The organism is Synechococcus sp. CCY9202, assembly GCF_034931685.1.
GTDB lineage: Bacteria > Cyanobacteriota > Cyanobacteriia > PCC-6307 > Cyanobiaceae > CBW1002.
Genome location: NZ_JAYGID010000119.1, coordinates 13,555 through 27,884 on the forward strand (window position 1 = coordinate 13,555; position 14,330 = coordinate 27,884).

General features: G+C 67.7%; 13 protein-coding genes. 4 read left to right on the forward strand and 9 right to left on the reverse strand.

Annotated features, from left to right (window positions below; translation table 11 throughout):
• Position 1: 1 nt before the first annotated feature.
• Genes cobU through VB777_RS14565 form a run of 4 tightly spaced genes read right to left on the reverse strand, consistent with a single transcriptional unit; the run spans position 2 to position 2,916 of the window.
• Positions 2-556 carry a bifunctional adenosylcobinamide kinase/adenosylcobinamide-phosphate guanylyltransferase gene (gene cobU / locus VB777_RS14550; RefSeq protein ID WP_323249809.1) on the reverse strand — a complete coding sequence of 185 codons (555 nt, stop codon included), beginning with the start codon at positions 554-556 and terminating at the stop codon, positions 2-4.
• Positions 557-563: 7 nt separating this feature from the next.
• A complete protein-coding gene (pxcA, locus tag VB777_RS14555) occupies positions 564-1,709 on the reverse strand; it encodes a proton extrusion protein PcxA (protein ID WP_197155780.1) in 1,146 nt (381 codons plus the stop codon).
• A gap of 45 nt (positions 1,710-1,754) precedes the next feature.
• Complete coding sequence (gene psb32 / locus VB777_RS14560; RefSeq protein WP_197155781.1) at positions 1,755-2,492, reverse strand: photosystem II repair protein Psb32; 738 nt, start codon at positions 2,490-2,492, stop codon at positions 1,755-1,757.
• Between the two features lie 16 nt (positions 2,493-2,508).
• Positions 2,509-2,916, reverse strand: coding sequence for a tellurite resistance TerB family protein (locus VB777_RS14565; protein ID WP_197155783.1), 408 nt, complete (start codon positions 2,914-2,916; stop codon positions 2,509-2,511).
• A gap of 86 nt (positions 2,917-3,002) precedes the next feature.
• Here VB777_RS14565 and VB777_RS14570 point away from each other — a divergent pair, with 86 nt between their 5' ends.
• On the forward strand, positions 3,003-3,698 hold the full coding sequence (locus VB777_RS14570) for a cofactor assembly of complex C subunit B (RefSeq protein ID WP_231597908.1): 696 nt from the start codon (positions 3,003-3,005) through the stop codon (positions 3,696-3,698).
• Here VB777_RS14570 and lptC read toward each other — a convergent pair.
• Positions 3,604-4,962, reverse strand: coding sequence for an LPS export ABC transporter periplasmic protein LptC (lptC, locus tag VB777_RS14575; protein ID WP_323249811.1), 1,359 nt, complete (start codon positions 4,960-4,962; stop codon positions 3,604-3,606). The two genes, VB777_RS14570 and lptC, sit on opposite strands and share 95 nt — an antisense overlap.
• On the reverse strand, positions 4,959-6,572 hold the full coding sequence (gene metG, locus VB777_RS14580) for a methionine--tRNA ligase (protein WP_322758739.1): 1,614 nt from the start codon (positions 6,570-6,572) through the stop codon (positions 4,959-4,961). Before metG ends, lptC begins: the two co-directional genes overlap by 4 nt.
• A 173-nt stretch (positions 6,573-6,745) precedes the next feature.
• Here metG and VB777_RS14585 point away from each other — a divergent pair, with 173 nt between their 5' ends.
• Both VB777_RS14585 and VB777_RS14590 read left to right on the forward strand, forming a co-directional pair.
• Positions 6,746-7,393: a Mo-dependent nitrogenase C-terminal domain-containing protein gene (locus VB777_RS14585; RefSeq protein ID WP_197170238.1), complete on the forward strand. Its 648-nt coding sequence runs from the start codon at positions 6,746-6,748 to the stop codon at positions 7,391-7,393.
• Positions 7,383-9,197, forward strand: a complete 1,815-nt coding sequence (locus VB777_RS14590; RefSeq protein ID WP_322758738.1) for an FAD-dependent oxidoreductase — start codon at positions 7,383-7,385, stop codon at positions 9,195-9,197. The genes VB777_RS14585 and VB777_RS14590 overlap by 11 nt, the downstream gene beginning before the upstream one ends.
• On the opposite strand, the gene VB777_RS14595 is transcribed toward VB777_RS14590, so the two are convergent.
• The 3 genes from VB777_RS14595 to rpmG form a co-directional block, all read right to left on the reverse strand.
• Positions 9,180-11,093 carry a ribonuclease catalytic domain-containing protein gene (locus VB777_RS14595; protein ID WP_322758737.1) on the reverse strand — a complete coding sequence of 638 codons (1,914 nt, stop codon included), beginning with the start codon at positions 11,091-11,093 and terminating at the stop codon, positions 9,180-9,182. The two genes, VB777_RS14590 and VB777_RS14595, sit on opposite strands and share 18 nt — an antisense overlap.
• A 140-nt stretch (positions 11,094-11,233) precedes the next feature.
• Entirely contained in the window at positions 11,234-11,455 is a 222-nt protein-coding gene (rpsR, locus tag VB777_RS14600; RefSeq protein WP_010308434.1) for a 30S ribosomal protein S18, read from the reverse strand.
• Positions 11,456-11,577: 122 nt separating this feature from the next.
• Positions 11,578-11,772: a 50S ribosomal protein L33 gene (gene rpmG, locus VB777_RS14605; RefSeq protein ID WP_197155791.1), complete on the reverse strand. Its 195-nt coding sequence runs from the start codon at positions 11,770-11,772 to the stop codon at positions 11,578-11,580.
• 112 nt (positions 11,773-11,884) lie between these two features.
• On the opposite strand from rpmG, the gene pheT reads away from it, so the two are divergent.
• Positions 11,885-14,320 carry a phenylalanine--tRNA ligase subunit beta gene (pheT, locus tag VB777_RS14610; protein WP_323249813.1) on the forward strand — a complete coding sequence of 812 codons (2,436 nt, stop codon included), beginning with the start codon at positions 11,885-11,887 and terminating at the stop codon, positions 14,318-14,320.
• The last annotated feature ends 10 nt before the right edge of the window (positions 14,321-14,330 follow it).

Genomic DNA, 14,330 nt, shown 5'->3' on the forward strand with positions numbered 1-14,330 from the left:
CTCAGGGCTCCAGTAGCTCTGGCACGGGCTGGCTCAGGGCCAGCAGATCCACAGCCCGGCCGTGCAGCACCAGCCAGGCCGCCGTGCACAGAGCCATCAGCTGCTGCTGCAGGTGGCCCTGCCGATCGCGGAACAGACCGCCGATGGCGGTGGCGGGCACCACACCCCAGCCCACCTCCTCACAGACGAGCACCAGAGGAGCCGCGCAGTGACGGATCGCCTCCAACAGGCCCGCGCAGGCCTCCTCCCAGCTGTCCGGATCCCAGTCGAGCCCAGCCGCCACCCAGGTGCCGAGCGAATCGACCAGCCCCAGTTGATCCGGGCCCAGCGTCAGCAGGGCCTCGGCCAGGTGGCGCCCCACCTCACGGCACTGCCAGCTGGAGGGGCGGCGGTTTCGGTGCAGCGCCAGCCGGTGCTGCCAATCGGGATCGTCGGGAAGGGTGGGGCCCGTCGCCAGATACACCACCTGGCGCCCCGAACGGGCAGCCAGGTGCTCGGCCCAGCGGCTCTTGCCACCCCGGCTGGGGCCGCTCACCAGGGTCAGAAAACCGTCCAAACCCCGCTCAGCCCCCACCATTCATGTTGCGCAGGGTTGCCACCGACGACGGCGACACGCGGTTGAGATAGCGGAAGATCCAATACTTGAAGATCGTCGCCAGCACCACCGGGAAGGTGGCGATGAACAACATGATGAAATTCTCCCGGGCTGGCAGTCCCAGGTGGTTGGCCACCCCATCCAGCAGAACGGTCCAGCCCTCCGGGCTGTGGAACCCCACGAAGATGTCCGTGAACAGGATGATGGCGAAAGCCTTGGCGCTGTCACTCAGGCCATAGACCAGCTCATCGAGAAAGCTGCGCAGCACCTGGATGTCCCTCTGGCCGAACACGCAGACGGCGATGAACCCGAACAGACCGCCAAGGTCGGCGAGAACGTTCTTGATGGCATGCGTGCTGTCCTGATCCGCCTCCTCCTTCAGATCCTGAGCCCGCTTGGCCAGCAAGGCATGGAGTTCCTCGCGCGAGGGGAGGGCCGTGCCCTGGAGCAACGCGTCGAACTCGATCTCCTCCCGGTAGACCCGCAGCTTCTCCACAGCCCTCTCCTCGAGCTGGGGCTTGGGATAGGTCAGAAAGGCATTATCCGGTGCAAATCGATCCACCAGTGGCGAGAACACATAGGCGCGGCTCACCTGCTGCATCAGCACCGGCACCAGGATCAGCAGCAACAGGATCCGCAGGGAGACCAGGGTGGAATCGCGCCGGCGCCGGAAGCCGGCCAGCACCGAGGCCTCGGCTTCCGGATCCAGCTGGCGCCTCACCTGGTCCACCACCCCGATGAGGCTGCGGGGCAGCACTTCCGGTGATCGGCTGATCTTGGGCAGGCGCTGTGGTCGTTTGGTGTAGTGCCCGACCACCGATTCAATCAGCTGCACCTGACGCAGATCCTGGCCGGCCAGTTCCTGGCGATGGGGCTCGATCATGTCCAGGGCGGTGCGGCACAGCTGCAGGGCGACGCGAAAGCGACGCAGCACCTGGGCCTCAACCGAGCGCGGAACGCTGAGTTCGATCTCAGGGCGCACGGGCCTGTCGTTGTAATACTCCAGCTCAATACTCTGGATCAGAAGCGCAGCTTCATAGCCGCGGGCCAGGTCACTGCTGAAATCCTTGGCCTGGGCACGGCCGAAGGCTCCGATCCAGTCGGTCAGGCCCATGGAGTGGCGGCGGCGATCGTGAACACCAATCTTCGGCTGTCAGGCTCAGCGTGAGAAGACCCACCAGGTCAGCATCGGCACAATTGTGCCCACCACCAGCAGCACGATCACCCAGGTGAAGGCATTGCTGTTGGCGGTCTCCTCACGGCTGGGCACATTGGAGGGCAGGCTCACCACTTCGGCCTCGGCAGCTTCTCCAGGATCCTCTCCACCCTGAAGCACCAGAGCCAGGCGATCCAGAGCCTCGACTGATGCCTGCCGATAACGGGCCCCATCCCGCAGCGGAGTCGCCATCGTGCTGCGGGCGGTGCTGGTGAGCAGATCGCGGGGCAACTGGCCATTCAGGGCAGGATCCACCACCACAGCGGCCGTGTTGGTCTGGCTGTCGATCAACAGAAGCAGCAGCGGATCAGGACTGGAAGCCTGCTTCCAGCGCTCGATCAGCTCCCGTCCCACTGCCGGCAGGGAAAGGCCGTAATCCAGCCGGTTCAAGGTGACCAGCCGCGCATCAATGTGAGCCCCTTCGAAGGCCGCAAGCTTGATCTCCAGCTCCGAGCTGGCTGCCCGGCTCAGAACGGAGGCGGTGTCGAGCACATGCTCGCCGGCTGGCAGATCAGGCAGATCCGCTGCCGAAACCGCCAGCGCCACCGGAGCTGGAACCAGCCACAGCACCAGGGCCGTCGTGACGGCCAGGAGCCAGCGGTGCCAGACGGGGAGGGTGTCCGGACGGTTAAGGGAACCAGCAGCAGCGGGCAGAACCACCTGGCGGGATGCGAAGTGCATGGATTCCAGTTTGCACTCAGCCGGCCAGGCTGTCGCGATTCAGCACGGCGATCACATCGAGGATCTGGGCAGCGCGTCCCTCGCCCAGCCTGAATTCGCTGGCCAGTTGCTCGAGCAACTCCTCCTCGGCGGCCTGCACCACGCGGTCGCAACGCACCAGCTGGGCAGCCATCGCCAGGCAGGTTTCCTGCTGCCCAGGATCCAGCGCCGGGATCGCTTCATGCAGCAGGGCTCGCCAGCCGGACTGGCGTAACTGATTGAGCAGCCCATCGAACAGATCCCCCATCGCCTTCTCGCTCAGATTGCGGTAGGGGCTTCGGAACTCCAACTGGCTGCGCAGCGCCCGGGCCTCATCGCGGCCCAGGGTGCCGTCACAGGCCACCGCCGCCAGGGCAACCGCGGCAAAGGCCTGACTCGGAGTCATGGGAAGAAGGCAGATCAGATTCCATTGCAGCAAGGACCGGTGAATCCGGCATCCTTGGCGATTGATCCACCTGCGCCCCTTTCCCCATGGACCTGCCCCTGCCGGCCCGCTTCAGCCTGGGGATCGGGATCCTGGGGCTGGCACTGCTGGTGGCCAACCAGCTCACGGCCGGGCCTCCGTCACCCGCGCTGGAGCGCGCCTCTGTTCTGGCCAGCCTGCTGGCGGTCGGGCTGATGTTGGTGGGAGTGCTGTGGACCAGGGCCATCCCCGAGGCCTCCGAACGTGTCGCCCTGGAAGGAGAGCAGGGGCTCCAGCTGAGTCGGGAGTGCTCCGAGTCACTGGCCCGAGAACTGGCATGGGGCAGCCAGATGCTGCTCACTGCAACCCCGGCCGCCGTGGTGCTGATCCACTGGCGCGGCACCACCCTGTTACGGCGAGGCCTGCTCCAGAGCGAAGCCTTCGTCCCTGGAGCGATCTGCGAGCGCAGCCGCCGCAGCGGCAAGGCCGTGTCGCTGGTGAATCTCAAGTTGTACCCCGGCAGGGCCGAATTCGAACCCCTTCTGGCTGGTGTGCCATCGGTGCTGGTACAGCCGATCGGTGATCAGGGCTGGATCCTGCTGGGGGGCTGGTCACCCCGCTGTTTCAGCCGCAGCGACCTCGCCTGGACCGAGGGCTGGGCCCGCAAACTCAAAGACGAATTGGCTCCGGTTCGCGTTTCGTCGTCTGTCCCGACCCCTTCGGAATCGTCAGCTGCGTCTGCACCCGGGCACCAGGAGTCGTGAACACCGCCAGCCCCTTGGAACCCATGCGACCCCGCAGCTTCTGGCTGCGGGTGATCTGGTCGTTGGCCTTGCGCCGCAGCACCACGTTTCCATCGGCCTCGATCACCTGGGTCTTCCAGTTCCACTGACACCGCTGAGCACGCAACGAATCACCGGGCTGATCCAGCTGGCAACCCCTCGGAATCGTGGCCAGCTCCTTATCGAGCTGCACCTCCAGAGCTTCACCGCGCACCTGCAGATCGCCGAACTGGCCCTCCATCGGCAGGTCCGTGCTGGCGATCTGCTTCTCGAGATCGAGCAGGGTGGCCTGGGCCCGCAGGCGGGATTTGTTGGTTGGGTCCTCGAACAGCACGGGAGCCTGCAAGCGCAGCACCTGCTGGATCGTGTTGCCCTCCAGGGCAGGGGATGTGAGGGTCTGAACCACTCCTGGCTTGAGGGTGCGGGTGCCCCGCAGGGGGCCGATGGCGATCAGGCGGCCGCTGCCCGGGTACCAGTCGGCTGTGGTGGCGCGGATGATCACATCCGGCCTGCGCTTCGGCAGAGCGGGAGCCGGCGTGGCGTAGGCGCGGTCGGAGGCTGATGGGTTTGCCTTGTTGACGTCCTTGCCTTTGCTGGTAGCGGTGGCTGTGCCACCAGCTTTGGGCGGCACTCGTTTGTCTTCGCCTTTGCCTTCACCCTTGTTGTCGCCCTTGTTGTCGGCCTTGGCAACCCGGGTCCAGCGCTGCAGCTCAGGTTGGCCGCGCAGCTCCAGCTTGTCCTGGTCGATCAGGAAGCGGGCCCGCTGGGCCACCAGGCGGGTGTCCTGATCGGTGGCACTGGGACGCAGATCGATCTCCATCAGCTGCTTGGAGGGAATCCAGCGCACCCGTTCGCCTTCGATCAGCACCGGCTGGCTGCCGAGACGCTGGATGCGGACCTCCCCTTCCAGCTGAATCACCTGGCCGTCGCTGAGTACGGTGCCGCTGGTGGCCTCAATCCGATAGAGCGGCTTGCCCTTCGCATAGATGAGGCCGTGCGGCGAGCGCGCCCGTGCGATGCGGCGATTGAGGTCGTAACGGGCCTCAGGACTTCTGAGCTCCCAGGCGGGACGGCCCTTGGGATCCTGCTGGCGCAGATCCAGGGAACGGAACACGAAGGGCAGGGGATCCTCGGCCTGCTCCGGCAGGTTCGGAGCGCAGCCGACCAGCAGGGCAGGCAGAAAGAGAAGCGCAAACCAGCCGGGGCGGGGCCCCCGGCGGGGAAGGCGGAGGGGTGGGCAGCTCACAGGGGGGAGTCCAACTCCAGTCGACCCATCACGGGGGAAGGTTCGGGCAGTTCCAGACCCGGCTGCAGACGGCCCCATTGCTGGGCGACCTGCCAGGCCGTCGGTGTCGCGGCAGTGGACGCAGCTTCAAGCGATAGGGCTGCAGGCGAGGGCAAAGTCTCAGTGCCGGATTCAAAAGGCTCCTGGCCGAGTTGCTCCAGCATGCGATCCGACAGCTCCGGCAGCAGAGGCGCCAGCAGGACCCCCACCCAGCGGGTGGCCTCGAGCACGGCATAGAGATCGGCCGCCACCACCTCGCTCTGGCCCTCCTGCTTCATGCGGCTCCAGGGAGCCCGCTCATTGAGGAAGCCGTTGGCCGCGATGGCCAGGCCAAGCACGGCCTCAGCTGCCGTCCGGAAATCCAGAGCCTCCAGAGCGGCCGCGCTGCGATCGGCCGCGTCCTGCGCGGCCAGCGCCAGGGGATGGGCTGGATCTTCCCCCGCTCCGGCTGGAGGCACGCCCCCGTCGAACCAACGCCGCGCCATCGAGGAGGTGCGGTTGAGCAGGTTGCCGATCGTGTTGGCGAGATCGTTGTTCACCAGATCACTGAAGCGCTGCTGCTGGAAGTCACCGTCGTCGCCGAAGGGGATATCGCGCAGCAGGTACCACCGCACCGCATCACGGCCGCACCGCTCCAGCAACACCACCGGATCGAGCACATTGCCGAGCGACTTGCCCATCTTCTGGCCCTCACGGGTGAGAAAGCCGTGGCCGAACACCCGTTCCGGCAGCGGCAATCCGGCCGACAACAGCATCGCCGGCCAGTAGACAGCATGGAAACGCAGGATGTCCTTGCCGATCACATGCAGTTGCGCCGGCCAGCCACGTTGGAGGATCTGGTCCAGCACCACCGGTTCGTCCGGTTCGAGCAGGGCGGTGAGGTAGCCGAGCAAGGCGTCGAACCATACATAGAAGGTGTGGCCTGGGTGACCGGGCACTGGAATGCCCCAGGGCAGATCGATGCGGGAGATCGAAAAATCGCGCAGCCCCTGGACCACGAAATTCTTCACCTCCCGGCGGCGGCTGGCTGGCTGGATGAAGCCCGGTCGAGCAATCAGCTCCTCGATCTGTGCCTGATAGCGCGACAGACGGAAGAACAGGTTGACCTCATCGCGCCATTCCAGGGGGCGCTGATGAATGGAACACTCGGGATCCTCGGCGCCGGGGGCGTCATCCTTGAATTCCTCGCAGGCGACGCAATACCAACCCTGCTGGCGTCCCTCCACCACATCACCGCTGGCCTCCACCCGCGCGAAGAACTGCTCAACCAGCTGACGATGGCGGGGATCGGTGGTGCGAATCAAGCGATCGTTGCTGATCTGCCAGCGCGACCACAGATCCCGATAGGACGCACTGACGCTGTCGCAATGGGCCTGGGGGGTGAGGCCCGCCGCCTCGGCAGTGCGCTGAATCTTCTGGCCGTGCTCGTCGCAGCCGGTGATGAAGTGCACCTGATCACCGCACAGACGACGATGACGGGCGATGGCATCACAGGCCAGGGTGGTGTAGGTGCTGCCCAGGTGCGCCCGGTCGTTGACGTAATAGAGCGGAGTTGTGAGGGTGTAGGACATCGGCCGGAGGCTGGTGGCGGGGGACCGGAGTGGCGGGAGATTGGTTCTCGCTGCGCCGCCCTCTCAGACCTGCGCCCGCGGCCCTGCGTCGGGGCCGGATCCTACCGAGAGCCCCGGGACGGTTCCGGACCAGGATCCACTCTCCTCTCTCTCCCCATTCCCCTTCGCCTGCCATGCCGGAAGGAACCGAGACCACCGGGCTGTGCAGCCTCGATGCCGGGCTCAGCCCGGCCTGCCGGCACATCTGGCTCGGGGCGCTGCACCAGCTCGCCCTGGCGGATGGAGATTTCTCCGAGGAGGAGCAGCACCTGCTCATCCATGAGCTCAAGGCAGAACTGCCCGACGACTCCTGGGACGGCATCCAGCAACCCGGTGACGGCGCCCTGGTGCATCGCTTCGGTGTGGGCACGGAGCTGGCCGAGCAGTTCCTGCGCAGCGCCGTGATGGTGGCCCTGGCCGATGGCCACATCAGCGAGGTGGAGCTGGACCTGTTGCAGCGCTGGAGCCGCGAGCTGCAGGTGGCTGAGGCGGTGGTGGCCCAGCTGAGCGTGGACGCCTGCGGCGTGCCCCATCCCCAGGCCCTCGACGGCCTGCGCCAGTGGCTCGATGGCATCCAGCCGAATGATCCGGCGGTGGCACGCTTTCTGGTGAAGCTGATCCCGGCCCAGTGCCCCTTCGAGCGGGACGTGGTGCTCTTTGGCCGCAAGCTGGTGCACATCCCGCCGATGTGCAAGATCAACCCCCTCTACGACCAGCTGGTGGCCCTGCGCTTCCGTTGCCTCTGCCGCCTCGAGGAGTCGGATGGCACTGATGCCACCTGATCTCAACGCCGGCCTTACCCCCCAGGTGCTGGTCTGGGGCGGCGGCAGCGGCGGCGTCGCCGCCGCCCTCCAGGCAGCCCGCAGCGGCGCCGACACCCTGCTGCTCACCCCCGCCTCCTGGCTGGGCGGCATGCTCAGCGCAGCCGGCGTCTGTGCCCCGGATGGCAATGAACTCTCTCCGTGGCAGAGCGGCCTCTGGGGTGCCCTGCTGCGGGCCCTGGAACACCGCGAGCCCAGCGGCCTGGATCACAACTGGGTGAGCTGTTTCGGGTTCCGGCCGCGAACGGCCGAGACGATCCTGCAGGAGTGGGTGGCGGCGGAGCCGCGGTTGCGCTGGTGGCCCGGCTGTCGCCTGCTCGACGTGCGCCGCCTGGGCGATCGGATCAGCGCTGTACGCGTCCAGGTCGGCCCTGAGGGCGGAACGAACCAGGGCGAGCGCCCCTGGATCGAGCCGCAGCTGGTGATCGACGGCAGCGACCGCGGTGATCTGTTTCCCCTGGCAGAGGCCCCCTTCCGGCTGGGCTGGGAAGCCGCCGAAGACCATGGCGAACCCAGTGCCCCCAGCCGGGAGCGGTTGACCGGCGATCCGTTCTTTCCCCGCCAGCCGGTGCAGTCGCCCACCTGGGTGGTGATGGGCCAGCTGGATCAGGAGCGGTTGCCGGCCCCCGCAGAGCCGCCTGACCTGGCGGAACCCTTCCAGCAGGCCTGCAGCCGCTTTGGCCTGGAGCGCACCCTCACCTATGGCCGCCTGCCCGGCGGGTTGGTGATGCTCAACTGGCCGCTCTGTGGCAACGACTGGCACGAGGGGCTGGAGCGGGCCTTTTCGGGCGATGCCCTCCAGGACAACGCGCTGGAGCGGGCCATGCAGGCCCACAGCCTGGCCTTCCTGGCATCCCTCGAGCAGGCCTGCGAGGGAGCTCTGGTGGCCGGCGATGCCTTTCCCGGAGCCCTGGCCCTGATGCCCTACTGGCGAGAAGGGCGCCGGCTGGTGGGCCGGGATCTGGTGCTGGAACAGCACCTGCTGCCCCAGGGGGAGGGAGCCTCGATCGCGGCCCTGCCGCTGGAGGCCAGCGGCGCGATTGCAGCGATTGCGGTGGGGAACTACGCCAATGACCACCACTACCCGGGCGGTGACTGGCCCCTGGCGCCCAAGAGCTGCCGCTGGGGCGGCCGCTGGAGCGGCACGCCCTTCGCGCTTCCCTACGGCGCCCTGGTCAGCGCGACGGTGAGCAACCTGCTCGCCGCCGACAAGTGCCTCAGCGTCAGCCACATGGCCAACGGCGCAACCCGGCTGCAGCCGCTTGTGCTCAACATCGGCCAGGCCGCCGGACTGGCTGCCGCGCTCTGCCTACGCCACGGTTGTACGCCAGCCGAGCTGCCGGTGCGAACACTACAGGAGGCCCTGATCGACGACCGCCTGGCCCCAGCCAGCCCCGTGCCCCTGTGGGACACCCCCTGGCACCATCCGCAGCGGCGGAAGCGGCAGAAGCAGGTGCTCGATGATCCCTCGCTGCTCTCGCCTACAGGAACCTGGATGGGCCCGGCGCAGCCCGGCCACCAGCCACCGGCCTCACCCCACGAGCGGCTCTGGCAGGGAGAGCTGCGGCCCGATGGCCAGGGGGGTTACCGGCTGCGCGTATCCAGCCCAAGCCAGGCCGAGGCTGGCCGCGACTGGCCCCTGATCACCCTGGAGCCGGAGCTGCACCAGTGGCTGCTGCAGCTCGACAGCCCCCGATCGGTGCGGCTGGTCGCCCATGCCAACCCCTGGGGGCCCTGGCTGCGGGCCTCACGCCTGGCCGACTGAGGCCCGCCCCTGCAGACGCAGCTGATCGCGCAGGGGATCCACCTCGAGAACCCGAAGCAGCAGCGCATCGCCCGGATCGCTGCCTTCGGGGCATTCCGCCACCAGATCCATGGCCAGGTCTTCGACATGCACCAGAGCCAGCCGCTCCTGCGGACGGAGCCAGCGCAGAAACACCCCGGGCCACTGGTCACGCTGATGGGCCGCGAACCACACCTGCTGCCAGTGGCGGTGATCCTCACGGCTGATCTGAATCCCCTGCTTGACCGGATCCTCCAGCTCGCTCAGCAACGCCGCCACGTCCTCCTCCGGCAATGGCGCCTGATCCGTCAGGGCGGCCTGCAGCTGGCGCTGCACGAGCAGATCGCCGTAGCGTCGGATCGGTGAGGTGGCCTGCGCGTATCCCTCCAGAGCGAGGCTGAAGTGGAGAGCCGGTTGGGTACCGGTGTGACTGCGACTGAGGCAGCGCTTGATGGCGGCGTGGCGCACCGGCCCCGGTGGCAACGCCTCAAGCTCGGCCGGCGACGGCAGCTCAGTCGGAAGCTGGCTGCGGTAGGGGAGTGCCAGACCCTCCCGGCGACCGAACTCGGCCACCACGGCCCCCGCCAGGATCATCGCTTCGGCCACCAGCAGCCGCGATGGACCCGGCTCGACGATCTCCAGCACCGGCTCGTCGCCGGCGGCGCGGATGCGGCCTTCGGGTTGATCCATCATCAGGGCGCCATGCTGCTGGCGCCAGCCACGCCGGCGCAGCAGCAGCTGGTGCAGGCAAAGCAGATCAGCCTCCTGCGGCGGCGCCAGTTCGATCAGCTCGTCGGCGTCGGCGTAGGAGAGGCGATAGGTGGGTTGAACCCAGCTGCGCTGCAGGCCGAAGTCGGCCACGGCCCCGGTGGCATCGAGCTCCACCCAGAGACTCCAGGCCGCACAGCGACGGCCCTGCACCAGGCTGAAGGGACCGGTGGAGAGGCACTCCGGAAACATCGGCAGGGTTCCCCCCGCCAGGTAGAGGCTGCTGGCCCGGCGTCGGGCTTCGAGGTCGAGCGCTGAACCCGCCGGCACCAGTCGACCCGGATCGGCCACATGAATCCAGAGGCGCTGCACACCACCCGGCAAGGTCTCGAGCGAGAGGCCGTCGTCAATGTCGCGGGTGTCGGCATCGTCGATCGTCACCATCCGGAGCCCGGTGAGATCCCGCCGCTGCTCATCGCCGGGCTGGGGCTGATCCGCCTGGGCGACAAGCTCTTCGGCCTCCGTCAGGAGTTCGTCGGAGAAGCCGTGCTGCCAGTGGCTGCGAGCCAGGGAAGGCAGGTGGTGCGGCTGCCAGAGACCCAGGTCCACCATCAGGTGGCGGATCGCTCCAGTCTCGGCAGGGCAGTGGGCCACCTGCAGCGCCTGGCGCAGCTCCAGCGGCAGGGGGTCGGTGCTGTCGCCCCCGGCCCAGAGCATCAGCAGCTCCAGATCGCGGCGATGCTCGGGATCGAGAGTTGTGGGATCCAGAGGCTGGCGCCGCCGCAGGGCCTCATGCCAGCGGCGGCGGCGCTCCAGCACCAGGCGTTCACGACGCCGGTCGCGCCGCAGGCGCCGCAGCTCATCCACCGGCCGGGGTTCCACAACCCCGTGTCGCCAGCGGAACAGCAGCTGGTCGCCTTCCAGCCAGAGCCAGCAGGCGGCGAGCAGGGCGGGGTTGGCCCCATCGCCGAGCAGGGAAGCGAAATCCGAGAGTGGCTGGGGCTGCCCGTCTTCCACCAGAAGGTGCCAGGCCTCGCCAAGCTGCCGTCGGGACGGCAAAGCCTCGGCCACAACCTCTGCGGAGAGGTTCCATGGCGAAGCTCCCAGACCCGCAGGAACATCAGCTCCTGAAGGCAGGGGGATCAGCAGGGTGATCTGACGCAGCGGCAACTGCTGCGGTCGGGCCAGAAAACCGGCCAGGACCTTGGCCTTGCCAGACTGCAGACCCCGAACCAGGGCCAGCTGGGGCCCCTTGTCCGTGCTCAGTCCGACCAGATCGCCGGGTTGGAGGGTCTGGGAAGCCAGAGGGATCAGCCCTCGGGATTCACAAAGGGAAGCAGGGCCACGATGCGGGCACGCTTGACGGCGTTGGTGAGATCGCGCTGCTGCTTGGCGGTGAGGCCCGTCAGACGGCGGGGCAGGATCTTGCCACGCTCAGTGATGAATTTCTTGAGCAGATCGACATCCTTGTAGTCGATCGGGTCGCCCGGCTTGATCGGGGAGAGACGCTTCTTGAAAAAGGAACTGGCCATCGAAAAGAAAGAGAAGACGAAAAAACTGCGGCTGCAACGGCAACCCCTGAGCTCAGGCCCGCAGGCAGGAGCGGCTGGAAATCAGGATGAGGCGGAAGCAGACCACTGCTTCCGCCCGGACCTCACTTGATTTCCTTGTGGTTGGTGGAGGCGTTGCAGTGGGGGCAGAACTTCTTCAGCTCCAGCCGTTCGGTGGTGTTGCGGCGGTTCTTCTGGGTGGTGTAGCGGGACACACCAGGAGACCGCTTGGCGGGGTTGGACCGGCATTCGGTGCACTCGAGAGTGATCACGATCCGGACGCCCTTGTTTTTGGCCATAAAGGACGTTGCGCCGCGTGTGCGATGCGAAGTGACAAACGAAGACTTTACCGTGTGATGGTTCCCTACCCCTCCGCTCCCTAGGATCGACGGCCGTTGATGGACTGAATGGATGCGGGTCTCGCTCCAGTGGTTGAAGGAGCTCGTGACCTGCGAGCCGGACGATCTGCAGCCACAGCTCCTGGCTGAGCGGCTGTCGGTCGCCGGGTTCGAAGTCGAGGAGATTCATGACCTGGCGGCCCAGGCCTCTGGGGTGGTCGTGGGGCTCGTCGCGGATCGCCAGCCCCATCCGGATGCCACCAAACTGAGCGTCTGCCGGGTCGATGTCGGCAGCGCAGAACCGTTGCAGATTGTCTGTGGCGCCGCCAATGTCCGCGCTGGCATCCACGTGCCGGTGGCCCTGGTGGGTACCACCCTGCCGGCGGTGGATCTGACGATCAAGCCAGCCGAACTGCGGGGTGTGGCCAGCAGCGGCATGATCTGCTCCCTGCGGGAACTCGGCCTGCCCGACGCCAGCGACGGGATTGCCGTTCTGGATGATCTGCTCGCGTCCGTACCCCTGCCGGGCCAACCTGTGGGGCCGCATCTGGGCCTCGACGATCAGGTGCTGGAGCTGGCGATCACCGCCAACCGGCCGGATGGTCTGTCGATGCAGGGCATTGCCCGTGAAGTGGCGGCTCTGTTGGAGGCCTCCACCAGCCTGCCCCCAGCCGCGCCCGCGATCGAAGCCGCACCCCTGGCGATCGATGCAGCCTCGAGGCTGGCGATCGAAGCCGGTGGACTGTTCAGCGTCACGGCCCTGAAGGGCGTGCGTGTGGCGCCGTCACCCCAGTGGCTGCAGCAGCGTCTGGAGCGTGCCGGCATCCGACCGATCAACACGGTGGTGGACATCACCAACCTGGTGATGCTGGAAACCGGTCAACCCCTGCATGCCTTCGACAGCGATCGCCTGGCGCACAAGACCGCTGGCCAGGCCGAACCGGCAGCCCTGGGGTTGCGGCAGGCCCGCAGCGGGGAGTCGTTCACCAGCCTCGATGGCGAGTCGCGGACCCTGGATGAGGAAGCCCTGGTGGTCACCTACGCCGATCAGGCGATTGCCCTGGCCGGCGTGATCGGCGGCCTTGAGGAGGCGGTTCAGAACGACACCACATCCCTGTGGCTGGAAGCCGCCGTGTTTGCGCCCCAGGCCGTGCGGCGGTCGGCCCGTAGCCAGGGTCTGCGCACCGAGGCCAGCCTGCGCTTTGAGAAGGGTCTGCCGCGGGAAGCCACCCTGGCGGCCGCGGATCGGGCCGTGCAGCTGCTGATCGAGCTGGCCGGCGCCGAACTGGAGGGCCGTTGGCTGCATCAGCGGCCCCAGGAGCCGGTTCAGCCCCTGAGGCTGCGCCGCGAAGCCCTGCACAACCTGCTCGGGCCGGTGGTGGTGGACGGCGAAGAAGAGGATCTCGAGGAGGGGCGCATCGCGGCCACCCTCACGGCCCTGGGCTGCGTGCTGAAGGACAGCGACGATGGCTGGAGTGTGGTCGTCCCCCCCTCGCGCCGCATGGACCTGCAGCGGGAAGTGGATCTGATCGAGGAGGTGGCCCGCCTGGTGGGCTACGACCAGTTCGCCTGCCATCTGCCCGACCCCCTGCTCCCCGGCGGCCTCGAACCTGCCCAGCTGGCCGAGCGCCGGTTGCGCCGCGCCCTCTGCGCGGCTGGTCTGCAGGAAACCTGCAGCCTCTCGCTGGTGCCCCAGGCTGCCGGGCGGCTGCCACTGGCCAACCCCCTGCTGGCGGATTACGGCCATCTGCGCGACAACCTGCACGAAGAATTGCTCCAGGCGGCCCGCCGCAACCTCCAGGCCTCCCAAAACGGCTTCTGGGCCTTCGAGATCGGCCAGGTCTTCGATGCCGATGGTGTCGAACGGCAGCAGCTGGTGGGGGTGCTGGCCGGCGAACGCCGCGCCGAGCGCTGGACCAGCAGCGGCAAACCCCAGCCGCCTGGCTACTTCCAGGCCCGGGGCGTCTTGCAGGCGGCGCTGCAGACCCTGAAGCTGCCCGTGGACGATCACCCGCTCACCGATCAGCCCCTGCTGCATCCCGGTCGTGCTGCCACGCTGCTGGTCGAGGGCCGGCCGGCCGGCTGGTTCGGCCAGCTGCATCCCGAGCAGGCCGACCAACACGACCTGCCGGAGGCCACCTACCTGTTCACCCTGGCCCTGGAGCCGCTGCTCTGCGCCGCCACACGCCGCAACCGCTGGCAACCCGCCTTCGCTCCCTTCGCCACAGTGCCGGCCTCCGAGCGGGATCTGGCCCTGGTGGTGCCGCAGGCCACCCGGGCGGCCGACCTGCTCAGCACCATCCGCAAGGCGGGCAAGCCCCTGCTGGAGCAGGCGGAGCTGGTGGATCGCTATGAGGGCACGCAGCTGGGGGATGGCCAGTGCAGCCAGGCCTTCCGGCTGCGCTACCGCGATCCGAAGCGCACCCTCACCGACGATCAGGTGGATGGGGCCCAGGCGAAGATCCGTGCGGCGCTCGAAAAGCAGTTCGGGGCCCAGCTGCGCAGCTGAGCCTGCGTTC